Origin of the sequence: Polaribacter pectinis (assembly GCF_014352875.1) — a bacterium.
Lineage (GTDB): Bacteria > Bacteroidota > Bacteroidia > Flavobacteriales > Flavobacteriaceae > Polaribacter > Polaribacter pectinis.
Genome location: NZ_CP060695.1, coordinates 670,454 through 695,966, shown reverse-complemented (window position 1 = coordinate 695,966; position 25,513 = coordinate 670,454). Strand labels below are relative to the sequence as shown.

30 protein-coding genes are annotated in these 25,513 nt (G+C 28.2%); 8 read left to right on the top strand and 22 right to left on the bottom strand.

Annotation, left to right across the window (positions count from 1 at the left end; all coding sequences use genetic code 11):
* Positions 1-64: 64 nt before the first annotated feature.
* The 6 genes from H9W90_RS03300 to H9W90_RS03275 all read left to right on the top strand — a co-directional run bounded on the left by H9W90_RS03300 (position 65) and on the right by H9W90_RS03275 (position 4,808).
* Positions 65-607 carry a DinB family protein gene (locus H9W90_RS03300; protein WP_187483041.1) on the top strand — a complete coding sequence of 181 codons (543 nt, stop codon included), beginning with the start codon at positions 65-67 and terminating at the stop codon, positions 605-607.
* Positions 585-1,085: a hypothetical protein gene (locus H9W90_RS03295; protein ID WP_187483040.1), complete on the top strand. Its 501-nt coding sequence runs from the start codon at positions 585-587 to the stop codon at positions 1,083-1,085. Before H9W90_RS03300 ends, H9W90_RS03295 begins: the two co-directional genes overlap by 23 nt.
* Positions 1,086-1,087: 2 nt before the next feature.
* Positions 1,088-1,531 (top strand): hypothetical protein, encoded by a 444-nt coding sequence (locus H9W90_RS03290; protein ID WP_187483039.1) that lies wholly within the window; start codon positions 1,088-1,090, stop codon positions 1,529-1,531.
* A 74-nt stretch (positions 1,532-1,605) separates the two neighbouring features.
* Complete coding sequence (ffh, locus tag H9W90_RS03285) at positions 1,606-2,934, top strand: signal recognition particle protein (RefSeq protein ID WP_187483038.1); 1,329 nt, start codon at positions 1,606-1,608, stop codon at positions 2,932-2,934.
* A gap of 77 nt (positions 2,935-3,011) precedes the next feature.
* Complete coding sequence (gene folD / locus H9W90_RS03280; protein ID WP_187483037.1) at positions 3,012-3,887, top strand: bifunctional methylenetetrahydrofolate dehydrogenase/methenyltetrahydrofolate cyclohydrolase FolD; 876 nt, start codon at positions 3,012-3,014, stop codon at positions 3,885-3,887.
* A gap of 3 nt (positions 3,888-3,890) precedes the next feature.
* Positions 3,891-4,808, top strand: coding sequence for a YitT family protein (locus H9W90_RS03275; protein WP_187483036.1), 918 nt, complete (start codon positions 3,891-3,893; stop codon positions 4,806-4,808).
* A 19-nt stretch (positions 4,809-4,827) separates the two neighbouring features.
* Here the strand turns inward: H9W90_RS03275 and H9W90_RS03270 are convergent, their stop codons facing one another.
* The 22 genes from H9W90_RS03270 to H9W90_RS03165 all read right to left on the bottom strand — a co-directional run bounded on the left by H9W90_RS03270 (position 4,828) and on the right by H9W90_RS03165 (position 23,095).
* On the bottom strand, positions 4,828-5,859 hold the full coding sequence (locus tag H9W90_RS03270) for an AI-2E family transporter (RefSeq protein WP_187483035.1): 1,032 nt from the start codon (positions 5,857-5,859) through the stop codon (positions 4,828-4,830).
* Between the two features lie 76 nt (positions 5,860-5,935).
* Positions 5,936-6,517, bottom strand: coding sequence for a hypothetical protein (locus H9W90_RS03265; RefSeq protein WP_187483034.1), 582 nt, complete (start codon positions 6,515-6,517; stop codon positions 5,936-5,938).
* Positions 6,518-6,603: 86 nt separating this feature from the next.
* The gene (locus H9W90_RS03260) at positions 6,604-6,969 is read right to left on the bottom strand and encodes a cupin domain-containing protein (RefSeq protein WP_187483033.1); all 366 of its coding nucleotides are present in this window, start codon (positions 6,967-6,969) and stop codon (positions 6,604-6,606) included.
* Positions 6,970-6,972: 3 nt separating this feature from the next.
* Positions 6,973-7,365: a hypothetical protein gene (locus H9W90_RS03255; RefSeq protein WP_187483032.1), complete on the bottom strand. Its 393-nt coding sequence runs from the start codon at positions 7,363-7,365 to the stop codon at positions 6,973-6,975.
* A gap of 152 nt (positions 7,366-7,517) precedes the next feature.
* Complete coding sequence (locus H9W90_RS03250; protein WP_187483031.1) at positions 7,518-8,081, bottom strand: hypothetical protein; 564 nt, start codon at positions 8,079-8,081, stop codon at positions 7,518-7,520.
* Positions 8,082-8,129: 48 nt separating this feature from the next.
* Positions 8,130-9,701 carry a helicase HerA-like domain-containing protein gene (locus H9W90_RS03245; protein WP_187483030.1) on the bottom strand — a complete coding sequence of 524 codons (1,572 nt, stop codon included), beginning with the start codon at positions 9,699-9,701 and terminating at the stop codon, positions 8,130-8,132.
* 102 nt (positions 9,702-9,803) lie between these two features.
* Positions 9,804-10,532 (bottom strand): glycosyltransferase, encoded by a 729-nt coding sequence (locus tag H9W90_RS03240; protein ID WP_222934233.1) that lies wholly within the window; start codon positions 10,530-10,532, stop codon positions 9,804-9,806.
* Positions 10,532-12,064, bottom strand: coding sequence for a glycosyltransferase family 39 protein (locus tag H9W90_RS03235; RefSeq protein ID WP_187483029.1), 1,533 nt, complete (start codon positions 12,062-12,064; stop codon positions 10,532-10,534). The genes H9W90_RS03240 and H9W90_RS03235 overlap by 1 nt, the downstream gene beginning before the upstream one ends.
* Before the next feature lie 240 nt (positions 12,065-12,304).
* Positions 12,305-12,667, bottom strand: coding sequence for a TraR/DksA family transcriptional regulator (locus tag H9W90_RS03230; protein ID WP_187483028.1), 363 nt, complete (start codon positions 12,665-12,667; stop codon positions 12,305-12,307).
* A gap of 214 nt (positions 12,668-12,881) precedes the next feature.
* On the bottom strand, positions 12,882-14,033 hold the full coding sequence (locus H9W90_RS03225; protein WP_187483027.1) for an ABC transporter permease: 1,152 nt from the start codon (positions 14,031-14,033) through the stop codon (positions 12,882-12,884).
* Positions 14,030-15,148: an ABC transporter permease gene (locus H9W90_RS03220; RefSeq protein WP_187483026.1), complete on the bottom strand. Its 1,119-nt coding sequence runs from the start codon at positions 15,146-15,148 to the stop codon at positions 14,030-14,032. The genes H9W90_RS03225 and H9W90_RS03220 overlap by 4 nt, the downstream gene beginning before the upstream one ends.
* Before the next feature lie 38 nt (positions 15,149-15,186).
* Positions 15,187-16,170: an HlyD family secretion protein gene (locus H9W90_RS03215; RefSeq protein WP_187483025.1), complete on the bottom strand. Its 984-nt coding sequence runs from the start codon at positions 16,168-16,170 to the stop codon at positions 15,187-15,189.
* 14 nt (positions 16,171-16,184) lie between these two features.
* Positions 16,185-17,573, bottom strand: a complete 1,389-nt coding sequence (locus H9W90_RS03210) for a TolC family protein (protein WP_187483024.1) — start codon at positions 17,571-17,573, stop codon at positions 16,185-16,187.
* A 155-nt stretch (positions 17,574-17,728) separates the two neighbouring features.
* Positions 17,729-18,733: a DHH family phosphoesterase gene (locus tag H9W90_RS03205; RefSeq protein ID WP_187483023.1), complete on the bottom strand. Its 1,005-nt coding sequence runs from the start codon at positions 18,731-18,733 to the stop codon at positions 17,729-17,731.
* Between the two features lie 125 nt (positions 18,734-18,858).
* Entirely contained in the window at positions 18,859-19,614 is a 756-nt protein-coding gene (locus tag H9W90_RS03200) for a LytR/AlgR family response regulator transcription factor (RefSeq protein ID WP_187483022.1), read from the bottom strand.
* Positions 19,615-19,703: 89 nt separating this feature from the next.
* A complete protein-coding gene (locus tag H9W90_RS03195; protein ID WP_187483021.1) occupies positions 19,704-20,009 on the bottom strand; it encodes a 2TM domain-containing protein in 306 nt (101 codons plus the stop codon).
* A gap of 1 nt (position 20,010) precedes the next feature.
* Positions 20,011-20,337 carry a 2TM domain-containing protein gene (locus H9W90_RS03190; protein WP_187483020.1) on the bottom strand — a complete coding sequence of 109 codons (327 nt, stop codon included), beginning with the start codon at positions 20,335-20,337 and terminating at the stop codon, positions 20,011-20,013.
* Between the two features lie 33 nt (positions 20,338-20,370).
* The gene (locus H9W90_RS03185; protein ID WP_187483019.1) at positions 20,371-20,709 is read right to left on the bottom strand and encodes a 2TM domain-containing protein; all 339 of its coding nucleotides are present in this window, start codon (positions 20,707-20,709) and stop codon (positions 20,371-20,373) included.
* A complete protein-coding gene (locus tag H9W90_RS03180; RefSeq protein ID WP_187483018.1) occupies positions 20,693-20,989 on the bottom strand; it encodes a 2TM domain-containing protein in 297 nt (98 codons plus the stop codon). Before H9W90_RS03180 ends, H9W90_RS03185 begins: the two co-directional genes overlap by 17 nt.
* Position 20,990: 1 nt before the next feature.
* Positions 20,991-21,281 (bottom strand): 2TM domain-containing protein, encoded by a 291-nt coding sequence (locus H9W90_RS03175; protein ID WP_187483017.1) that lies wholly within the window; start codon positions 21,279-21,281, stop codon positions 20,991-20,993.
* Position 21,282: 1 nt separating this feature from the next.
* Positions 21,283-22,644 (bottom strand): 2TM domain-containing protein, encoded by a 1,362-nt coding sequence (locus H9W90_RS03170; protein WP_187483016.1) that lies wholly within the window; start codon positions 22,642-22,644, stop codon positions 21,283-21,285.
* A 34-nt stretch (positions 22,645-22,678) separates the two neighbouring features.
* Positions 22,679-23,095 (bottom strand): DUF2141 domain-containing protein, encoded by a 417-nt coding sequence (locus tag H9W90_RS03165; RefSeq protein WP_088353698.1) that lies wholly within the window; start codon positions 23,093-23,095, stop codon positions 22,679-22,681.
* Between the two features lie 617 nt (positions 23,096-23,712).
* Between H9W90_RS03165 and H9W90_RS03160 the strand changes: the two genes are divergently transcribed.
* Entirely contained in the window at positions 23,713-24,330 is a 618-nt protein-coding gene (locus H9W90_RS03160; RefSeq protein WP_088353699.1) for a GNAT family N-acetyltransferase, read from the top strand.
* 5 nt (positions 24,331-24,335) lie between these two features.
* Positions 24,336-25,511, top strand: coding sequence for an argininosuccinate synthase (locus H9W90_RS03155; RefSeq protein ID WP_187483015.1), 1,176 nt, complete (start codon positions 24,336-24,338; stop codon positions 25,509-25,511).
* The last annotated feature ends 2 nt before the right edge of the window (positions 25,512-25,513 follow it).

The following is a 25,513-nucleotide window of genomic DNA, read 5'->3' as shown; positions in this document are numbered from 1 at the left end:
GCTTATTTCTTATGGATTAAGTGCATCAAATTTTCCTTATATTTAAACTTTAATCAAACAATTAATGGATAAAGAAGAAATTATTGGTTTACTAGAAGAAAAACATAAAGTATTATTTAATTGGTTAGAAAATCAGCCAAAAGATATTTGGGAAAAAGGTCCAGATGGAAAATGGACAACTGGTCAGCATATTCAGCATTTGGTAGATAGTTTACAAGCTTTAAATAATGCTTTGAGTTACCCAAGGTTTTTCTTAAAATATAAATTCGGTACTTGCAATCGAGATACTAGAAGTTATGAGGTTGTCGCTAAAAAATATCAAAATAAATTACTTGAAAACAGTGACAGAGCAAGAGTATTTAATCAAAAATTAAAAAAACCAACTTTAAAAGAAAGAGAAAGGTTATTGACACGTTTACAAATCCAAAATAAAAAACTACAATATAAAACTAAAAAAATAAGCGACATAAATTTGGATACTTTGCTAATTCCACATCCATTAATGGGTAAGATGACTATTAGAGAAATTATTATGTGGACTGCTCATCATACAGAACATCATACAGAAACATTAGCTTTAACTTATGGTGAAGAAAATTATTGCTAAACCACATCTCTTATTATTTTTTTTAATAGTGTTATATGGTTGTCCACAAGCAATATCACATAAATACAAAGAAATAAACAGTGTTTTAGATATAAATAAAAACAGCATCATAAAATATAAAAATGATTCTATTGATGTTTATTTAAGTTACATTCATTTTTTTGGAAATAAAAAAAGAAATATATTAATTGCTGATCTTAATTTTTTATCAAAAAACTCAATTTCTAAAAATGATTATAATATTGAAATCAGTTCAACTAAATTTGGAATTTTAAAGAGTATAAAAATCCCTTCAGATTATTTAATCCTTAAATCATCTTATCATTCTAATTTAAAAAAAGAAATAGACACAAATAACATTTTCCGTTTTCATAAAATAGTTGGAACAAAAGAATCTTTAAGAAAAATTAAAAAAGATACTATTAAAATAATAATTAATAATAAAACGTATTTGTTTAGAGTACCAAATAAAAATTAAAAATGAAGAAAATTATTGCAAAACCTCATCTTTTCTTCTTTGGGTTAGTTCCTGTATTTATAATAATTGCTTTTTTAAGTGGAGATAAAGTAATTGATGTTAACATTTATAATACATACTTTGTAATGGAAAAGTATCATTTATATTTATTTTCAGCTACTTTTTTTGCAATGATTGGCATTAACTATTTCTCACTTTTTTGGGCAGAAAAACCTTCGAAAAAATGGTTAACAATTATTCATTTAATTCTTCAAACAATAGCTCTAACGCTTTTATTAACCTCAAATAATTGGAATTGGTTACTTGGTAATAATAACTCTACTCTTTTAGATAATATTGCAAATTCTAGCACTATTATTATTTTCTCTTTTCTAATTTTTCTACTTTCGATATTTGTACATTTAATAAACTTCTTTACAAGTCTATTTTTAAAGACAAAAGACTAAAAAAACTATCAACTAATCACTAACAACTAATCACTAATTATTATATTTGTGCTTCCAAAAAAGAACACAAAATTATGTTTAGTAATTTAAGCGATAAGTTAGATAAAGCCTTACACACCTTAAAAGGGCATGGTAGAATAACAGAAGTAAACGTTGCAGAAACTTTAAAAGAAGTTAGAAGAGCGTTATTAGATGCCGATGTTAACTTTAAAATTGCCAAAGAATTTACCAAAAAAGTACAAACAGAAGCACTTGGTCAAGATGTTTTAACAACATTAAACCCAGGACAATTAATGGTAAAGTTAGTTAAAGATCAACTAACTGAATTAATGGGAGGTGAAACTGTAGGTGTAAATTTAGGTGGTTCGCCAACTGTAATTTTAATGTCTGGTTTACAAGGTTCTGGTAAAACTACTTTTTCTGGTAAATTAGCTAACTTCTTAAAAACAAAAAAAGCAAAACAAGTACTTTTGGTTGGTTGTGATGTCTATAGACCTGCTGCAATTAATCAATTACAAGTTGTTGGAGAACAAATTGGTGTTGAAGTATATGCAGAAGTTGGTAATAACAATCCTGTAGAAATTTCTAAAAATGCAATAAAACATGCCAAAGCTAATGGTAAAAATGTTGTAATTATAGATACTGCCGGACGTTTGGCTGTTGATGAAGAAATGATGAATGAAATTTCTAACATTCATAAAGCAATACAGCCACAAGAAACATTGTTTGTTGTAGATTCTATGACAGGGCAAGATGCTGTTAATACTGCAAAAGCTTTTAACGATATTTTAAATTTTGATGGAGTTGTTCTAACAAAATTAGATGGTGATACAAGAGGTGGTGCTGCACTTTCTATAAAATCTGTGGTTGATAAACCTATTAAGTTTATTGGTACAGGAGAAAAAATGGATGCTATTGATATTTTTCATCCAGATAGAATGGCAGACAGAATTCTTGGAATGGGAGATGTTATTTCTCTTGTTGAAAGAGCTCAAGACCAATATGACGAAGAAGAAGCTAGAAAATTACAGAAAAAGATTGCCAAAAATCAATTTGGTTTCGATGATTTCTTAAGTCAGATTCAGCAAATTAAAAAAATGGGAAGCATGAAAGACCTTATGGGCATGATTCCTGGAGCTGGAAAAGCAATGAAAGATGTTGATATTGATGATGATGCTTTTAAAGGAATTGAAGCAATAATTCATTCTATGACTCCATCTGAAAGAAGTACACCAACAAGTATAAACGCAAGTAGAAAAAAGAGAATTGCAAAAGGTTCTGGAACTTCTGTTAATGAAGTAAACCAGTTAATGAAGCAATTTAACCAAATGAGCAAGATGATGAAAATGATGCAAGGTGGTGGTGGCAAAAAGATGATGCAAATGATGAAAGGAATGAAATAATATTTTAAAGAGATAAACAATGTTTGTCTCTTTTTTATTTAACAAAATACAACAACACACAACTATACTATTAACAAATGATTTTATTAGACGGAAAAAAAACAGCTGCGGATATTAAAGAAGAAATTGCTTTAGAAGTTAGAGAATTAAAAAATAACGATAAAAGAACACCACATTTAGCAGCAATAATAGTTGGTAATGATGGAGCAAGTATTACTTATGTAAATGCTAAAGTAAAAGCTTGTGAACGTGTTGGTTTTGAGTCTACATTAATAAGATTACCAGAAGAAACAACAGAAGAAGAATTATTAAATGAAATTGCCATTTTAAATATTGATAATGATATTGATGGTTTTATTGTACAACTTCCATTACCAAAACATATAGATGAGCAAAAAGTATTAATGGCTGTAGATCCAGAAAAAGATGTGGATGGATTTCATCCAACAAATGTTGGAAAAATGGCATTAAATTTACCTACATTTATTTCTGCAACGCCTTTTGGAATTTTAGAATTATTGGACAGATATAATGTTGAAACTTCAGGAAAACATGTTGTTGTTTTAGGTAGAAGTCATATTGTTGGTAGCCCAATGAGTATTTTATTATCTCAAAAAAGAAAGGTTGGTAACGCAACTGTTGCTATGTGCCACAGTAGAACTAAAAATTTAAAAGAATTTACTTTAAAAGCAGATATTATAGTTGCCGCAATTGGAATTCCAGAATTTGTAAAAGCAGATATGGTTAAAGATAATGTAACTATTATTGATGTTGGTATTACAAGAATGGCAGATTCTAGCAAGAAAAACGGATATAGATTAGTTGGAGATGTTGCTTTTAATGAAGTAGCAGAAAAATCTGCTTTTATCACTCCTGTTCCTGGTGGAGTTGGCCCTATGACAATTGCAATGCTACTAAAAAACACTCTTTTAGCTTGCCAAAGAAGAAACTAAAATATGGACAACAAAGAAAGTGCAAATTATTTATCTGAATATTTTCAAATATTAATAGGAATACTTTTAACAAGTTTAGGTTTAAAAGCATTTTTATTACCTAATGGATTTTTAGATGGTGGCGTAACAGGTATTGCACTTTTAGTTAGAACACAAGTAGATATAAATATGTCATACTTATTAGTTCTTTTTAGTATTCCATTTTTAGTGCTGGGTTTTTTTACCGTATCTAAAAGAATTGTTGTAAAATCTATTATCAGTATTTTAGGTGTTGCTTTATTAATACATTTTGAAAACTTTCAAACCATTACAGAAGATAAGTTATTAATATCCATATTTGGTGGATTGTTAGTTGGTTCTGGTATTGGTATTGCAATTAGAAATGGTTCTGTTTTAGATGGTTCAGAAATTTTAGGGATTTATTTAAACGATAAATTTGGAATAAGCATTGGAAAAATAGTGCTATTCTTTAATATTATTTTATTCAGTATTACCGCATTTGTAGTTTCTGTAGAAGTTGCGCTCTACTCTATTCTTACTTACATTATTGCGGCAAAAGTTACAGACACTGTTATAGAAGGTTTCGAAGATTTTATTGGTGTAACTATTGTATCTAAAAAATTTAACCTTATTAAAATTGCCATTTTAGAAGAATTAGGAACAGGTTTAACGGTTTACAAAGGTTCTTCTGGTTTTGGTAGCAAAGGTAAAACAGAAGATTTTGATATTATTCATTCCATAATAAACAGAATCGATATTAAAAAAATGTATAGAATAGTACATAAAATAGACCCTGAAGCTTTTATTGTAGAATTTGATGTAAACAGTGTAAAAGGAGGTGTTTTAAGACATTATATAGATAAAAAGAAAAACAAAAAATTAGAAAAATTTAAAGCTAAAGTTAGTAAAAATGAACATTAATTTTAGCTTATAATCATCTTTATAAAACGGCTTTTCTGTCTTTTTTTGCTCCGAATTCTTTTTTGTAAATCCTTACAATTACCAAAAACAAACTTATTAATAGAGGTCCAAAAATTAGCCCAATAAATCCAAATAAAGGAACTCCTACAATTACTCCAATTAACGTTATTAAAGGATGTACATTATCTAATTTTTTTAGAACAAATAATCTTATAATATTGTCTGTAGAACCTACAACTACCAAACCATAAATTAAAATTCCCCAAGCAGAAAATTCGCTTCCTGTAGAAAGTGTTAAGATAAAAACTGGTAAGATTCCTATTAAAGTTCCTACAAACGGAATCATAGAACCTACTGTTACAATTACAAACCAGAAAAAAGGATCTGTAATACCAAAAATTAAAAAACCTATCAAAGCAATTATTCCTTGTGCAATAGCTACTAAAGGAATACCAATTGCATTAGAACGAACCATTGCTTGAGATTCTGTTCCTATAATTTTTAGGTTCTTTTCACTAATTGGTATGTATTCGTATAATGAATTTCTTAATTCAGAACGATTTGTTAACATATAATATAACATAAAGTACATTAAACCAATTGCTATAAAAATATTGAAAGTACTTCCTGCAAAACCTTGTAAATTATTGGTAATCCAAGTAGAAATTTCAGAAACATCTATGCTAGACGTAATATCGAAACCAATTTTACCTTCTATAATACCCATTTGACTTTTAAAAGCTTCTACTACTTGTTCTGAATTTGTTACAGCATCTCCAATTTTGTTACCTAACATAATAAGAATTCCTGCAACAGGTAATAATATACAAACAAAGGAAAGCAACATTAAAAAAGCCGCTGCCAAATCTGGGCTCCATTTTTTTTTCACTAAAAGAACCATCCATCTTCTTAAAAGAACATATATGGTTATTGCGCCTAAAACACCAGATAAATATGGCATTAACTCTCTAAAAATTAATACAGCAATAAAAAGAATTAATAATAAAACAAATATTTGTCTTATAGTTCTTGGAGCAATAGTGGCTTTCATTTAATGAATTTTAAGGCAATTTATAGATTAATAGAATATAAAACTATAATTATTAAATTTTTAATTAACTCATAACCTATTTTACACAAGAAATTTTCCAAAAAGGAAAAACTATTTTCTCTGATTTATCAACCCATTCTCCAATCCATTTGTAGCCTTTTTTATCAATGTCATAAAAAGTAAGTCTAGAAAAACCTTCAGCGCCATTTGGAGCTTTTTGCTTCTTATACAAAACTATTTTTCCTTCTTTATTCTTATTCCCATTCCAAACTGATAAAGTTGATGAAATATTTGCTGAAGAATAATAATGAACATTCCAATGCAGACTATCCTTGTTATATTGACGAATGCTTCCAGAATGTATTCCATCTTCCTTTAAGGTTTCATCTTGTACAGCAGTTCCGTTCATAATATATTTCCAACTCCAAATCATTTTTGTAGGTTTTGCCCAAGTACCATCTGGGTTTCTAGATTCTGATATGCAATTGCATTCGCCTATTAAATCTTTGTAATCTAGGAGTTGTTTAGGAGCTTCAGGGTTGTATTTACCAAAAGGATTTTCTTTTGAAGTTTCAAAAGTAAAATTTTCTTTTTCTTGGGATAAAATCGAAAAAAAAGACATGCAAAAAAAGATCAATAAAATGGTTTGAAGTTTCATAAATTGTTGATTTTTGTTGTAGAAATTTAGTAAAACCAACAAGATAAGTACTATAAAATACTTTATTTATGATAAAATTAACGTATTTATATTTCTTCTCTATTTACCAAATCCATTGAAAAAGCTGGCAAACAAATAGCAAGGTATTCACATTTCTCTTCAAAAGGATTGGAGTATTGGACTCTCGTATTTTTTTCTATTCTTATGGATTGTCCAGCTTCTAAAACTACTGTTTCTCCTTCTATAATAAATTGTTTTTTACCTTTAATGATATAAGTATACTCTTCGAATTCTGGAGTTTGAAAAGGCTCACTCCAACCAGATGGTGCAACCATGTGAGCAATACTTATTTGCGTGTTTTTATCAGTTGCATTCCCAAAATGTTCTTCTATTAACTTACCATCTGTTGTTGGAACAATAAATGGTGATTTCTGAATTGTGTATTTTTTCATTATTTAATAATATAAAACATTATACTCTCTTTCTACAACTCTTTCAATTTCATTAAAAAGATCAAAATCTTTTTCAAATGAATAAAAATTATCTGCATTTTCTAATTCATTTTGTGTAAAATATGAAATAGATTTTTTTGCTAATTTTTTATTAGATTTATTTTTAGCGCCAATTGCTAACCTTAATATGTTTATATGATTTTTATCTTTTAATAAACAACCAATTATTCCAATAGATTCTGGTTCTGAAACTGTACATTTAAGTAGAATTTCTCTTTCTTTATTGTTAATTAAAATATCGTTATCTAAATAATATTGCAAAATTATTCTCCTTTCAAATTCAGAATTTGGTTGTAGAATTTCTCTTTCGCTATTTTCTATAGAGTATATTTTCAATTAAATTAATTTAAGAATCTTTTTTGAGATGCCTTTTCACTTACTTGATTAAAATGAATTACATTCTGCGTAAGCAATTGAAGCGACATCCTTTTTAGTTTTTCACTAAAAAGATACAGCGAAAAGCGCGGTTGCGTTTTACGCAATATGCCCTAATTAAACCAAACTACAAAAGATTTCATTTTTGCTAAATCTGGAATCTGCTCTAATGTAACTTTTTGAGGACTTAAATTTTTTAACCCTAATTCTTCCTTATCAATAGCAATTGTTGCATTTATATCGTCTAAAAATAAAGTTACTGAAGACAAAGTAGTTTCTACTCTTGGCTTATTTACCAAATTAATTTCAGCAAAAGTTGAACCTAAATGAATGTCTGAAGTTGTTTTAAAACGTGCATCATGAATTTCGATACTTTTTATAGTTGAAGTAGAATCTAATTGTTCTTTAGGCATTATTGTTAATAAATGCTTCCCTCCTTTTTCGTAGATTAAATACTCATCATCATCTTGAAAATAATTGTCTCCCAAAGCTCCTTCACTTAAATTTTTTACAATAGAATCATTCTTAAAAATATTATCTAATTCTAACATTGTTGTTTTTTGTGTTAAAGGACCAACTTTTCCTTTTTCAATTTTAAATTTATCATTATTACTACAACTTACTAATACTAATGTAAATACAACTAATATTGCTCTAAAAGCGTTTTTTTTAATCATTTTTGTTTGGTTTAAATACGTTTATTAAACGTTCTTTTTACTAATTTGTTATTTTAAAACTTTCTTTAATATGCCGAATGCCGCTCTAATAAAAGTTGCACTTGTAAGCACTTTAACTATTGGATTTTGTCTTGTACTTCTTCTAGAATACGTTCTTCTTGTTGCTTTTTCTTCTCTTTGTTTTTCTGCTTCTCTTTCTTTTGCTCTCTTCTCTTTTTCTTTTTCTTCTGCAGCTTTTTTAATAGCTTTTTCTTCTGCTAAATTTATTTTATCAATTTTTGAGTTTAGCATTTCGTAGGCACTTTCTCTATCTAATTCTTGATTGTATTTATGTGTTAATCTAGAATTATTTATAACCTGACTTATTTCTTTTTCTGTAAGTACATCCATTCTACTCATTGGTGCACGCAACATAGTTCTTGCTAAAGGTGTTGGAATTCCTTTTTCGTTTAAAACGGAAACAAATGCTTCTCCAATTCCTAATTTTGTTAAAACATCTTTAGTGTCGTAATAATCTGAACTTGGGTAATTTTCTGCAGCCAACTTAATCGCTTTTCTATCTTTTGCAGTAAATGCTCTTAATGCATGTTGCACTTTTAAACCTAATTGTGCTAAAATATCTTCTGGAACATCTTTTGGGTTTTGAGTTACAAAATACAAGCCAATTCCTTTAGAACGAATCAGTTTTACAATACTTTCTATTTGGTTTAATAGTGCTTTTGAAGCTTCTTCGAAAACCAAATGTGCTTCATCTATAAAAATGATTAATTCTGGTCTTCCTGAATCTCCTTGTTCTGGAAAAGTTTCATATACTTCTGCCAATAATTGCAACATAAATGTAGAGAACAATTTTGGTTTGTCTTGAATATCTGTTAAACGCAACACAGAAATAATTCCTCTTCCGTTTTCGTCTACTCTAGTTAAATCTTCTACTTCGAAAGATTTTTCACCAAAAAATAAATCTCCTCCTTGTTGTTCTATTTCTATAATTTTACGCAGAATTGCCCCTGTAGAAGAAGATGAGATTCGTCCATATTCATTCTGAATTTCTTCTTTACCTTCGTTGGTAACATAATGCAGAACTTTTTTGAAATCTTTTATATCCAAAAGTGGTAACTTATTATCGTCGCAATATTTAAATATAATAGCTACAATTCCACTTTGCGTTTCAGACAAATCTAAAATTCTTGATAATAAAACTGGACCAAACTCTGATATAGTTGCACGCATTTTTGTTCCATCTTGTTCAGAAATTGTTAAAATTTCTATTGGGAACTTTTTAGCTTCAAAAGGGAAACCAATTTTTGCATGACGTTCATCAATTTTTGCGTGTCCAGGACTTGGCTGCGCCAAACCAGAAAGATCTCCTTTAATGTCCATTAATAGCACAGGAATTCCTTTTTCTGATAAATTTTCCGCTAAAACTTGTAGTGTTTTTGTTTTTCCTGTTCCTGTTGCGCCAGCTATTAAACCATGTCTATTTAAGGTTTTTAAAGGAATTTTTACAATGGCATCTGTTATGGTTTCTTCTCCTAACATTGCTGCACCTAATTCTATAAAATCTCCTTTGGTTTTATAACCCTCATTAATGAATTCAAAAAATTCTTCCTGCTTACTCATGAAAACTAAATTTTGATAAAAATAATCAAAGTTTAATTGTTAGGAAATAAAAAGTTGGGTTTGTTTATAAATGTTTTGGATTAGAAAATATATTTATATTACTTATTTATATTTTCTTTTAATTTTTAATATTTCTTTTGGGGTATTTAAAAAATCGGTGAATTTAACTTTAGATTCACCTTTTTCAACCCATTCTAATAATGGATACTCAACTATTTTTTCGATTATATCGTTTCCAAATAATTTCTTTATTCTAATAATTAGTTCTACATCAAACAACCATTTTGTTATAAATTTATCATTAAAAACTGCAACAGGAATTTTTGTAGAAAATAGTTTAGCACCACATTGCGTGTCATATACTGGTAATTTTAGAACATTAGCACTAATTATAGTTGCAAAAATTCTACCGAATAAAAAACGATGGAATTTTCTATTTACATTTGCTCCCATTCTTTTTATTCTTGACCCCATAACCAAAATCAAACTATCATTTATAATGAAATAATTGCGAAGGTTTTCAATTTCAAATAATGGTGTTGCCAAATCTGCATCAAAAAAACCAATGTAATCGTATAACTTTAAGTTATAGAGTTCTAATACAGCTTCTCTAATTGCTTCTGCTTTACCTACATTTTTATTATTATTTATAACAAGTACTTTATCTGGCTCTTTTATTTTAATTGAATTTAAAACATCTATTGTATTATCGCTACTGCCATCATTTACAAAACAAAAATGGATATCCTTGTTTTGTATAAATTTTAAAAAAGTCTTTGTAGGAAGTCTTTTCTCTTCATTATAGCATGGAATAATTATACAAGTTTTCATTATTTTAACTTAAACATAGATATTATTGGGCTGTTGTCTCTAATAATCTTAAAAATAAGTTTATTATCGTCAATTTTAATTGCTTCTAAATAATTATTAGTGATAAAATAATCTGCATCTTCAATATTTTCGCTCCTAACAATCCTTTTTTTATCTTTTAAAGGCAATGTTTTAGCATTTTGAAAACCAATAAGGCCAGAAAAAACCACTTTTATTTCTTCAGAATCATCTAAACTAACCAATGTCTCTAATGCTTCTTTATAAGAATGTCCCCAATAATCTAGCTTAAAATTTTTAGCTCTATAATTTTCTTTTGAACTAACAAATTCATTAAAATAAACTGTTTGATAAGGATGTAATGAATATTGTTTTTTAAGTACAAAAACTTGATAAATAATTAAAGAAAATATTAAGTATTTATGAATTTGTTTGTCCCTAAAATAATAGATAAAGAAAATAATAAAAATAATAAAACTTGGATACAAGAAAAACAATTGCCTCCAACTATTATAAATTACAGAGTTTTTTAATAAAACTATTGCTATAGTTAACACAAAAAATGAGCTTAAAAAAGCGATATATCTGGTTTCTTTTGTTACTAAAAAAGCACCTTTTGTTTTTAATACAGATATTGTAAGTAGTAATATACCCAAACAACCATAAACTAAATATAAAAAAGGATTAGATATAAAAAACCATTTAAAAAAATAACTTTTATCATCTGTTGCTCTAATCATTTCTCCATAAGTTAACTCAAAAGGATTATGTCTAAAATGCGACATGTTAGTAAATGATTGAAGAAAGTTATCTATTGGATTCGCCCATAAATTTGGCCAAAATAAGTAAACAAAAAACGCTGTAATAAAAAAATACAACGCGCTGTTTTTAAACGTACTTTTTATGTTATTGAATTTAAAATCTAAATAATCAAAAATAAATAGATATGCAATTACTGCTATTGGAAACAGCACCCCAACTATTCTAATATTAATTAAGAGCGCACTAACTAAAGAAAGCAATAGAATGTTTTTAAAACTCCTTTTTTTTATAAACTTTATAAAAACATAGAAACATATAATAAACATTGCCATTAAAGGAATATCCTTTGAGTTTATAAAAGAATGTGCGTAAATTCTGGGATTTAACATGTATAGAAATAATGCTAAAACTCCATAAATTTTTGAATTGAATAATTGAGAAATTAATAAGTAAAGAAATACACCACCAACTATATAAAATAAATGTGTTATTAAGTGCCTATAAGCATAGATATTTCTTTCATCTCCACCAGGTTTTTCCCAATTAAAAATTTCTTCTAATATAACTAAAGGAGCTTCAAAAACTACCCCATAATCCCTATCCATCCATGTTTTAAGAGATTTATTACCTTTAAAAACATAAGACATATTTATTTTAGCTGTACCACGTTGTACAACTTCATCTGTACTTATTCCATAATCTTTATAAATAGAAAATGTAATAAATATGGAAATAATTAAATAAAGAGAGATTATAAATTTGTCACTTTTCATGCCCATCCTTTCAATTTAAATATCCGTAGATATTTTTTTTTCGAAAGTAAGCTAATTTTTTATTAATAAAAACAAACTACAGATGAATGTGATATTGAGTTAAGCTTTATAAACCCTTAAATGTTCTTACCTCACAAAACTTATAGTTTAGTTAAAAGATTTTTTTAGATAAAAATAATAACTAAAGTAACTGAATAAAAAATGATTAAATTATAATTGTTTCAACAACATTTTATCATTTTAATCTTCTTTTGGTAAAATATCGAATCTTGCAGTAGGATTTGCCGACAATCTTTCTTCTCTAATCAACTGACCAGTTTTATCGCAAACTCCATAAACCTTATTTTCTATGCGTTGCAAAGCAGATTTTAATTCACTTTCTTTTTTTTCTAAACGTTTTTTTAGTTGTTCGTTTTTTGCTTGTTGTTGAGAGTGTTTACTTGTTTGGTTAAAGTCTACATTAGCATTTGCCAAACGTTGTTTTTGTTCTTTTAAATTTGTTTCGAACTTCGCCAATTCTTCTTCTGTAGTTTTTAAATCTTCTTCTATAATTACTTTGAATTGCTCTAATTTTTCTGGACTGTATTGTTTTTTATCTAACATATATTTTATTTGAATTAACGTTCATGAAATTAAATTTCAACTTATCTTTCAAAGATATATGTTATGTTAAGAGCATTTGTTTCCTATCCAACTAATTCTTAACTCAAATAGATAAATTTGTTAGGAATAATATTGATAAAACACCAACTGTCATCAATATTTATAGAAAATACTTCCATTTTTTTATCAGACTTTACTATTAATTATTACGTTATTATGATTTTCGTTTTAAAAACCAAAATCTCACATACAACAATAAATACCCAACTAATAGCAAAACCAATAAATGAATAAAACCATCAGTAATATTACCAAGGGTTGCCACTTCTGTGGCTAATGCATTAAAAACCTTAAAATATGGTGTGGATGGTAATATATTTGCGAATAATTGTAATGCATTTGGCATTGCTTCTATGGGCCAAGAATAGCCAGAAACTAAGAATAATGGATAGGTAGAAAATGCCAAAACCTCTGTCCAACCAATTGGAGTTTTAAAGAAGGAAGCAAACAATATTGTGTATAAAATAACAACAGAAATAAACAAAAAACTTAGCAATAAATGCAACAAAATAGCACCATTAAAGCTTAATGAAAAGTGTGGAAATACTAATTTATAAAACAAAAAGAAATAGGCTGTATATAGAATTACATAATAAAAACTCTTTGCTGAAAGAACTCCAATAAAATTATAAAAAGTAAATTTTCCTGTATCTTTTAAAACTCCATTTTTAAATTCGTGAACCACACTTTGTCCAAAACCAATTACTAAAGTTTGTTGCAAAATTAAAATCAATAAAATGGGTAACAAATAATCGCCATAATTATTGGTTGCATTATAAATAGATTTTATAACAGGCATTATAGGTTGTGCCTTTTGTTTGGCAATTTCAACAGGAATATTATTCGATATAAAATATTGCATTCTAACGCCACCAGAAACTGTTAACATAACTTTTTGTACTGATTTGTTAATTTCGTTGGACGTTAAAAACTTGGTATTATTTAAAATGAGTTCTACATGAGAACCGTCTAAATTCATCGTTTTTTTCTGAAAATTGTTTGGCAGAATAACAATTCCTTGAACTTTTAGATTATTAAATTGAAACATTGCTTCCTCTAAAGAAGAATAATGTCCTTGAATAGCAACTTTTTCTGAAGTGTTTATCAATTGAGAAACTTTTCTCGATAAATTGGAATGATCGTAATCTACAACAGCAATTGGTATTTCTGAAACCTCTTTTTCTGAATAAATAGAGCCAATAAAAAAAGCATACAAAATCGGAGCCACCAAACAAGTAAGCAAGACGCTTTTGTCTTCAAAAATTAAAGACAATTCATTTTTTAAGGCAGTTATCCATTTTTTCATGCGGTTGCTTTATTTTTTTGAAATAATAGCATACTAATGGTTACAGTATAACCTACTAAAAAGAAAAGCAGTAAATTTATTACAGGTTGCGCTAAAAAAGAAAAAGGTGTGCTCATTTCTAAACCTTTTAAAAACGCATTTAAGAAATGTGTGTAAGGAATTATTTGAGCATACCAAGCATCAAAAGCTGGCATTGCCATAATTGGGAATGTAAAACCACTAAATACAAACGCAGGGGAATTGTAAACAAAAGAAACATCCATTGCAATGGCTTCATTCTTAAAAATGGTAGAAATCATAATTCCTAACATTGCATTTGCCAAAACAAATACCAAAATAACCCATAAAAATGGTAAAATATTTACACTTGCTGGAATACCTAAAAGTGGATGCACAACCGAGAATATAAAAACAGCTACCACAAAACCTAATAATGTATAAGTGAGTAATTTTCCTAAAATTATTCTAAAAATACTACCATTTGAAAGTACTATTAAATCGTTGAATGTGTTATTTGTGTATTCTGAATTTACAGATCTTGCAGCCAAAAAGAAAACAATCATTTGCAATAAAACCGTTGTTAAACCCGGAATTAAATAATATAAATAATTATAATGTGAGTTGAATAAAGGTTTAGAAATTACCTTAATTGGCATCACCATTTTTTCTGCTTTTTCATGTGGAATACCAAGTGTTTTAAAAGTATTCAAATTAATTCCTGCAGACATTGTATTTATAAAAGTAGCAGCTTCCTTAAAAAGTAAATTCCCGTAAATAATGTTTGAAGAATTGGTATAAACAATCAATTTCTCTTGATTTCCTCTAAATATATTTTTCTGAAAGTCTTTTGGAATTAGATAAAATCCTTTAATGTCAGGGTTTTCAATAAAAACCTCTTCAATATTATCTTTTGAATTTAAAAATTTAACAATGTTTAATTTCGGAGAAGCTTCTACATTATTTATTACTTTTCTACTTAAACCTGAATGATCTAAATCTAAAACCGCAATTGGAACCTTTTCAATAGCTCCTTTTTCGTAAATAGCGCCCAAATAAAAGAAAACTCCAATAGGAATTACCAATAAAAGCACCCAAGCTGCAGGTCTTTTTTTCAACCGAAACAGCTCTCTAATAATTATTTTTAGTATAATTCTCAAAGTTTAATATTTAAACTCATACCTGGTCGTAAATTTTCGATTTTCTCAATTGGAGTTAAATGAATTTCAAAGGTTTTCATGTCTAATCTCCCCTTATCTGCTGTAGGAATCCAATCTGCAAAATCTGCCATTGGTGCTATATAAGTCACTTTAAATTGATGAGAATTGTTATTAAAAGCAGGTAATTTTCCTGAAACTTCTGTTCCCATAGAGAAATTCTGTAAAAAATCTTCTCTTACATGAATTACGGCATAAATATCTTCTAATTTTTGTACAGTAAAAATAGGATAACCAGCAGGCATTACTTCACTTTTCTCAGCTAATTTCGATGAAATTTCACCAGAAACTGGTGCATAAATTTCTAATTCTTTATAATAAGCTTTAGCTTCATTTACCATTCCACCAGCAGCGTTCATTTGTCCTTTTGATGCTTTTTTATCTTCAATTCTTGCGCCTTCTTTTGCCATTTCGAAAATAAGTTTTGCGGCGTTCATTTGGTCGAAAGCTGCATCTCTTTTAAATGTAATCTCGTCCATTTTTTGGGCAGAAATTAAACTATCTTTAGACATAACTTCTAATCTTTTAAACGATTTTTCAGCATATTTATATTGACTTTGCGCCATTTTATAGGAATCTTCAGCGGCAGCAACTTCTTGTTTTCTTGCGCCAAAATTTGCTTTTTGGTTTACAGATTTTGCAGCATCGAACATGCCTTCTGCTTGTTCTATTTTAGCATCTAAAATATCACTTTCAATAGTTGCTAATAATTGTCCTTTTTTTACTTTATCCCCTAATTTTACATAAATTTTTTCTATGCGTCCAGGAATTTCTGATGCTACTCGAATTTCTGTAGTTTCAAATAAACCTACAAAAACACGATTTTCGTTTTCGCTTGGTTTTTGTATAATTAATAAAAATATTCCCACAACAACAATTAAAATCGGAATAATTAATATGAAGAGTTGTTTTTTGTTTTTCATAATGAAATAAATTTCTATTTTTTTAAATTTTCAACATTTAAACTTCCTGTTGAAATCAATAAATCTAAAGCTACCAAACGTTGGTTGGCAATTTTTTTGTAGTAATTGAGTGTAGAATTTTGATATTCTGTTTCCGTTTCTAACAAATCCGTAATAGAAATTAAACCTTCTCTATAACTTTTTCTTGCTAAATTTAAGCTGTTTTTAGCAACTTCCATTTCTTTTTGTTTCAATAATAATTGCTGATTTTTCACTTCAAAATCTACTTGCATTTTTTTTGCAAAAAGAGATAGTTTTTCTTCTACATCTATTTTTTCTTCTTCTGCAATCGTTTTTTCAATATTGGTAATACGTGTTTTATTGGTGTTTTTAAGTCCGCTAAAAAGATCCCAATGCATACCAACTCCTAAAAAATAAGTTGGAAATAACTCAAGTTTATTCAACTCTAAATTTACGTTTTCGCCTCCTGGTAAACTGTAAGGCGTTTCTAAACTTGCATTGAACAAATTGGAATAAGAAAGTGTTGCCAAAGCTTGTACTTTCGGTAAAAATGAGTTTTTATTCATCTTTAATTTGTAACCATAAGCATTTATGGAAGCTTCCAACGCTTTTAATTCTGGACGATCGCTAAACGTGTTTTCTATGCCATTTAAATCCCAAGGTTGTAAATGAAATTTGTATTTTTCTAAGGTGGAAGGTGCCACATCCGTTAACATAGAAAGTTTGGAATACAACAAACTTAAGTTTCCATATAACTCCACTTTTACAGAAGCTAATTTTAATTCGGCAGCCGTAATTTTATCTCTGTCATAAGGAATTGCGAGTCCGTTTTTGATGGCTTTTTTTACTCTTTCCTTCTCTTTTGCTAACCTTTCTTCGCTTTTTGTAATTACAATTTCAGATTTTCTCAACAATTCAATTTTATTAAAAGTGTCTATTACATCTTTTATTATTGTCGATTTTTCTGCTGTAAGCATGTAATTCTTTGCTTTAATTTTCTCCTCTGAGGCTTTAGAACCATAACTGACTTGCAAACCTGAAAACAATAGAGCTTTCGCAGTTAAATTCGCATTAAAAATTTGACTCCGAGCATCGAACCTTGTTTCGCCTTCGAATAATTCGATTCCTGTAATTGGCAATTTTACTGTGGGAATATCTACATTTATTCTGGTGGCTCCATAACCATACAAAGCATCAAATTCTAAAGTGGGTATAAAATTCTGACGAATGGCTTTCGTTTCTATACTATCGATGGAAAGTTTATGAATAGATTTTTTTAAAGCATAACTTTTATTTAAGCTACGATTAATAAGATCAATTTCTATATCACTTAAATTTTTTTGAGCAAATGTTGAGCAAAAAGAAAAGAAACTAAAGAAACTTATTAATAGCGATTTTTTCATAAAACAAGAAATTGAATTACTTTTTAAGCAATTAAAAAATTGTATTTAAACTAAGATAGTCTAAAAACCTACGTTTCTAATAGCCTATATAAGCTTTAGCTAAATTAATATTTTTAGATATAATAGCAAACCAATACTTGTATAATTATAAATCCTTAAGCTTTACTAAAGTAATTAGGAATTACTTCTTTTAGTTTTTCTAATGTTTCTGTTACCGATAAATCGCTCATTCCTCCTGAAGCATTTGCATGTCCACCACCATTAAAATTTTCTTTTGCTAACATATTTACAGGGTTTTCTGCACCTTTAGATCGGAAAGAAATTTTCATAATTCCATCTCTTTCTGTAAAGACAATAGCTGCTTTTATTCCTTTTATTGATAAAACTAAATTTGCTAAACTATCTGTATCACCTTTTTTGTAATTATATTTTGCCAATTCTTCTTTAGATAAAGAAATAATAGCCACATTATAATCATACAGAATTTCTAATTTTTCGCTCATGGCAAAACCTTGCAAACGCAAACGGGATTCTGTATTATTATCGCTTAATTTTTCATGAATTAAATGATGTTCTACTCCAGAGTTTAAAAGCTTCGCTAAAACTTCATGAGTTCTTGGCTTTACAGAATTGAATCTAAAACTACCAGTATCTGTTAGAATTCCTAAATATAAAGGAGTTCCTATTTTTTCGTCTAATAAATTTAAATGACCAGATTGTTCTATCAATTCTACAATTAATTCTGATGTTGATGAAACTGTTGGTTCAGAAACTATTATTTCAGGGAAATCTTCAGGGTTTAAATGATGATCTATCATAATTTTCTTACAAGTTGCTTCTTCTAATAAAACTTGCATTTCTGGTCCTACTCTATTGGTTGCATTGTAATCTAAACAAAAAATTAAATCCGCTTCTTCAAATAAACTTGTTACTGCTTTAGGGCTTTCTTCCATTAAAATAATAGAAGAAGTATCTAACCAGTATAAAAAATCTGGTGCTTTATCTGGATGACAAATAGTTGCCTTTTTACCTAATTTTTCTATGAAATATAACAAACCTAATGAAGAACCTATTGAATCTCCATCTGCAGATTTGTGTGCTGTAATAACTATGTTTGAAGCAGACTGAATTTCTGCTTCTATTTGTTTGTAAATATTCATGAATTGTGTTTTTCAACTGCAAATAAAAATAGCAGTTGTGACTTTTTTTATTAGGGCGCGAAGTTAGGTTTATTATTGTAGTGAAGAAGAAAACTAATAATAACTTTTAAGTATAAATATAGAATTTAATCAATCCAATTCTTAAAATCCTTAACACGCTCTCTACTTACAATAATTTCAGTTTCGTTGTAAGAATTCAAAATTAATTTTAAACGTGAATTTGAATACGCAATAATATCTTTTATAGCATTTATATGAACGATAAAAGTTCGGTTGACTCTAAAAAACTGTTCTGGGTCTAATTGTTCTAGCCAATTTTCTAAAGAGTGATCTAATAAGAAATTTCTGTTTTCTGAAGTAAGAATATAAGTGGATTTATTTTCGCTATAGAAACACTCAATTTCATCGATATTTATAATTTTTATATGCTGACCAACCTTAATCGAAATTCGTTTTTTGAACTTTCTATCCACAGGATTTATCAGTAATTTTCGAATATCATCTAAATTTACTTGAACATCTGTTTTTGTAGGTTGATGTTCTTTAAACTTATCTACAGCCACCTTTAATTCGTCTTCGTCTAAAGGTTTTAACAAATAATCGATACTATTTAATTTGAATGCTTTCAACGCATATTCATCATAAGCAGTTGTAAAAATAATTGCCGATTTTACGTCAATTTCTTCGAAGATTTCAAATGATAATCCGTCTGACAATTGAATGTCTAAAAAAATTAAATCTGGATGCTCGTTATTCTGTAACCAATTTAAAGATTCCTCCACAGAATGCAACATTTGCTGAACTTCGATATCTAAAGCACCCAACATTCTGTTTAACCTTCTTGCTGCTGGTTTTTCATCTTCGATTATTAGTACGTTCATTTTTTATTAGATGTTTAGATTATTGGATAGTTGGTTTTTTAGACTCATCAACTTTGTAACTTTAATACTTTGTGACTAAAATACAAAAACTATTTCTTCATCATTTCGTCAATCTTTCGTTGTTCCCAATCTTTGCTAAATATTTTGGGTGCTCCAAAAACTAACATTCCGTGAATTATTAAGCCAACTCCCCACCAAAAGAAAAAATTATAATTATTGATGTCTGTAAATGCATCTATTACTGAATCTCCACGATCTATATCTTTGTAAATTCTTCTTCCAATAAAGAACAAATTAATAATTAAATAGGCAGAAAAGTGTTTGTAGAATTGTTTAATTTCATGAATTCTCTTTTTTACTTTCTTGTATTTTTCTGAATCAAAATCTCTTTCCATTTTATTGTTTGTTTTTTTTCATTAATTCGTTCATCTTCTTTTGTTCCCATTTATCAATAAAATTAGCTTTGAATTTAAAGACATAAATTCCATGAATAATCAAACCAAAAAGCCATAAACCAGAATTTACCCAAATGTTTGTTTTTATCCAATTGATTGAATTTGGATTCGAAATTCGAGCTTCAAAAAAACTGATAATCATATCAGAAAAAAGCAATAAAACCAGCATCATTATTACAAATATCTGTAAATGATTGTAAAAGTTTTTGATTCTTTTTACATTATTTTCAGCTTCTTTATAAGTAGTATTTTCTATGTTGTTTTTCATTATAATGTATTTGTAATAGTTTGATTTTCAAAATTAATGATCCTGCATATATTTTTCAATCTTCTTTTTCTCCCAATCTTTTCCGAAAAATAGGTTGGTTCCAAAAACGCCCAACCAATGGAAAAATAATCCTATTCCCCAAAATAACCAAGTAGAATACGTTCCAAAATGAGTAATTGCTCCTGTAAAACCATATTCGCCATCACTATCATTTGTTAATCCGTAAATAATAATTGCGCTGATAAAAATATTTACAACAATATAAACTGCTAAATGAATGTAAAATCCTTTTATTTTTTCTACTCTTTTCTTCGCTAATAAATATTTATGCTCTTCTGTAAAATTACTTTTAGTATTATCTATTCTTTCCATTTTCTGTCATTATTTGTTTAATTTTTTTCTCTTCCCAATCGTTTCCTAATCCTAATTTAGAAAACCCAAATACTTGCACCCAATGTATGGCTACTGAAAATAACATTCCAAATCCTGCCAACCAGAAAAAGTGGAAATGTGGAACAAACATCAAGTTTACAGTTACAACTATAGGAAATGCAAAAATCATAACTGCTAAATGCATGTAGAAATCTTTTATTTCTTTTACCTTCTTTTTTGCTTTGATGTATTCTTGTTCTTCTATGTAATTATGTTCCATTTTATTTTTTTTCTTCGTTCATAAATTCTTTAATTTTTCGGTCTTCCCAGTTTTTTTCTAAACCTAATAACCGAATCCCGAAAACACTTAACCAGTGGCAAAAAAGCCCTAAACCCCAACCTACTAAAGAGAACCAAAACCAATGAAAATGAGGTTCAAATTTTAAATTTGTAAAAATAATGACTGGTATAATTACACAATAAACTGAAAGATGTGTGTAAAAAGCTTTTATATCTCTAACTCTTTTTTTTGCTTTTGCATATTGTTGAGCTTCAACGAAATCTTGCTTCATTTTAATTGTATTTATTATTGTTGTTCTGCTCCATCATTTCCTTAATCTTTCTGTCTTCCCAGTTTTTTCCCAAGAAAATATTGTAATTATTCACTTCTAAAAAATGAAAAGTCAAGCCTATTCCCCATCCAAAAATTGGAAACCAAAACCAGTGAAACCCAGGAGAGAATCTTAAATTGATGAAGATTAAAAACGGAATTACCAAACAGTAAGACGCTAAATTCTGATAAAATTCTTTCAATTTTTCTACTCTTTCTACTGCTCTAACATATTTGCTATTTTCTAAATTATCTTGGTACATAATATTGTTCATTTTAATTAAGAGAGGTAAACTCACCTTAAATGTTTTGTTGTTATTTTCTATTTTCACTCCTTTATTAGTGATTAATCCATATCTATCAGCAATGTTTTGCAAACCAACTTTGGTGCTTTTTCCGATTGCTTCTTTAGGATTGATGTTGTTTTCTATAATTAAATAATTATCTTCTTGATAAATATTAATTGTTAAGGGTTTAGAGGTGGAAACCACATTGTGTTTCACTGCATTTTCTAATAAAAGTTGTAATGATAAAGGCACAATTTTCAACTCATTATTTTCAATAGAATCAGGAATATTGAATTTTACAGCATCTTCAAAACGCATTCCTAACAATTCCATATATGTTTTTGCAAACTTTAATTCTTCTTCAATAGGTACTAAATCTTTATTTCTTTGCTCCAAAACATATCTATAAACTTTAGATAATTTTGTGGTAAATCTTTCAGCTTGATTCGGGTTTTCGCCAATTAAACTCGTTAATACATTTAAACTATTGAATAAAAAATGCGGATCTAATTGGTTTTTTAAAGACTCAAATTTTGCAGTTTCTGTTTTTGCAACAATTTCTTGTTTGGTAGTTTCTTTTGTCATTGCTAACTTCCAATTCTGCATAAAACCTCTTGCATGTAAGAATGTTGAAATTCCTAAAGAAAGAATGATATAAAACAAGTGAATCCAAAGAAAATTACCTTTAAAAAAATTATCAGCTTGGTTACCATTTATTATCACAAACACCACATAATCAATTAATAAAACAACAGGAATTGTATATAAAACTGTGGCTATGATTCCTGCCCAAACTCTTTGATTTGTTTGTGTAATCCAACTCCATTTAGAAGATAAGTAATTGTTTATAAAACCGTTACCAAAACCAATTCCAAAAGAATACATTCCAGAGATTATAAAAGACCACATAATGCCCTCTACAGTTGTTTGACCGAAAATAATACTAAATAAGATTCCAAAAATTATGGTTAGTTTCAAACAAAGAATTGCTCCTTTTTTAATACTTCTTATCGTGTAAACCTCTTGATTGGTATTCATTTTTATCTTTTATTAAGTTTGATAAAGTTAAATATTAAAATTTAATTTCTAATTTTAAATCTTCATCTTTCAACATAAACTTTGCATTTTCGAAACTTGGTGGCGCAAAAGCCATTACGTTATTAGAAGAACCATAATCTTCTAAAGGCATTCTGTTTGCAGAAAAATCCATTTTATCATTGTTATTTTTGTCATGATAACAAGTAACTGCATATTCTCCTGAAGGAACATTTTCGAAAACAATAGTTGACTTTCCATTTACAATTTTACCGTTTTTACCTTGAATTGGTTTCCCCATAAAATTGTCTTTAGTATATAATGCATATCCTATTTTCCCAGCATCTGAAGTTGCATTTACAACAGTAACAGTAATTGTTTGTGTGTTTTGAGCAGTAATCGAATTTGTAATTGATAACATTGCTACGACTAAAATTGATAGTAAAAATTTCATAATATTTGTGTTTAAGTGTTCCTATTAATTGTTATTGATGGTACAAAGATGCAACACAACCACAGTTTTTTAAATTAAAGAATACCCAACTGTAATTTTTTTATGCTGAATTGTAGTTTTCTTTTAAAATGAAGATGTTTTCGTTTAAAATATTCAATAATTAGATGAGAACATCAATAATATGAATTACTTAAAAGTAGCTTTTTCTAAAAATTCAATAATTATAAACTTCTTTTTTTATCAGATTGATAAAAATTAATAAAAACTCTTCATTTATAACCATTCAATCAAAAATTAATTTACATTTACACCATGTTTACAACAAAAAATAAAACAAATACTATAGTTCCCAGATTGCGCTTTCGCAGTCAAATTCGCTAATTCTTAAATTTAGCAAAAAGGAAACTATAATTTTTATTTTTTATCATGTATTACAATCACACAACAAACATCAAAAGCAAACAAAACCAAGTTATTACTTCTAATAACAATACTTTTGTACGCCGCTTTTTCTCTACACGCCCTTTGGGTGTTTAAAAAATTATGGAATTAGGTGAGTCCAATTCTGCATCTCAAAACAACAAAACAAATACATTTAACATTAAAACATCAATACAATGCAAATTGTAATTGCCAACAAATCTCATAGTATTTACGCAGAAACTATCTGTAAAACTATAGAAGAAGCTTCTAAAGTTAGAGGAACAGGAATTGCCAAACGTAAGCCAGAATACATTACAACCAAAATGGAAAATGGAAACGCAGTTATTGCTTTAGATGGCGATAAATTTGCAGGTTTCTGTTATATAGAAGCTTGGGGACATGGAAAATTCGTTGCCAATTCTGGTTTAATTGTACATCCAGATTTCAGAAATTTGGGTTTAGCAAAAAAGATTAAACAAGTCGTTTTTGAACATTCAAGAACAAAATTTCCAGACTCAAAAATCTTTAGTATTACAACTGGTTTAGCAGTTATGAAACTAAATAGCGATTTAGGGTACAAACCTGTTACTTTCTCGGAACTTACAGACGACCAATCTTTCTGGAAAGGTTGCCAAACTTGTAAAAACTACGATGTTTTAACAAGAACAGAACAAAAAATGTGTTTGTGTACAGGAATGTTGTACGATCCAAAGAAAGAAATAAAAGAAGAATCTAAAGAGGTTAAAAAAAACCGATTTGAAAGAATAAAGAATTTTAGACAAAACTTGTTTTTAAAAAAAGATAAAAAATAATTAAGATGAAAAAATTAGTAATTGCTTATAGTGGTGGTTTAGATACTTCATATTGTGCAGTAAGTTTATCAAAAGAATACGATGTACATGCAGTTAGCGTAAATACAGGTGGTTTTTCTGATGAAGAAATAAAAAATATAGAAAGTAATGCTTATAAAATGGGCGTTTCTACTTATAAAAATATTGATGCTGTTGCAACTTTCTACAACAAAGTAGTAAAATATTTAATTTTTGGAAATGTATTAAAAAATGCAACATATCCTTTATCAGTAAGTGCTGAAAGAATTATACAAGCCATAGAAATTATAGAATACGCAAAAAGTATAAATGCAGAATTTATTGCGCATGGAAGTACTGGTGCAGGAAACGACCAAGTTCGTTTCGATATGATTTTTCAAACATTGGCTCCTGGAATTAAAATTATTACGCCAATTAGAGATGGAAAATTAACAAGACAAGAAGAAATAGATTATTTAAAATCTGAAGGTATTGATATGCCTTGGGAAAAATCGAAGTATTCTGTAAATAAAGGACTTTGGGGAACAAGTGTTGGTGGAGTTGAAACTTTAAAATCAGAAAAACCGTTGCCAAGTGAAGCATATCCTTCTCAATTAGAAAAAAATGGAGAAGAAAAAGTAACAATTACTTTTAAAAACGGAGAATTTGTAGCTTTAAATGGTGAAAAAAATAAACCAGAAATAAATATTGAAAATCTAAATGAAATTGCTTCTAAATATGCAATTGGTAGAGATATTCATGTTGGAGATACTATTGTTGGTACAAAAGGAAGAGTTGGTTTTGAAGCTGCTGCTGCTTTAATTACAGTAAAAGCACATCATTTATTGGAAAAGCACACTTTAACAAAATGGCAATTACAACACAAAGAGTATTTATCGAGTTTTTACGGAATGCATTTGCATGAAGGTCAGTATTTAGATCCTGTAATGAGAGATACTGAAGCTTTTTTACAAAGTTCACAAAAAATGGTTTCTGGAAATGTGGTGGTTACTTTAAAACCATATCATTTTTCTTTAGACGGAATTGTTTCTAATCACGATTTAATGTCGAGCGCATTTAGTACATATGGTGAAGAAAACAAAGCTTGGACTGCAGATGACGCAAAAGGTTTTATCAAGATTTTAGGAAATCAGAATAAGATTTATCAACAAGTAAATAAATAAGG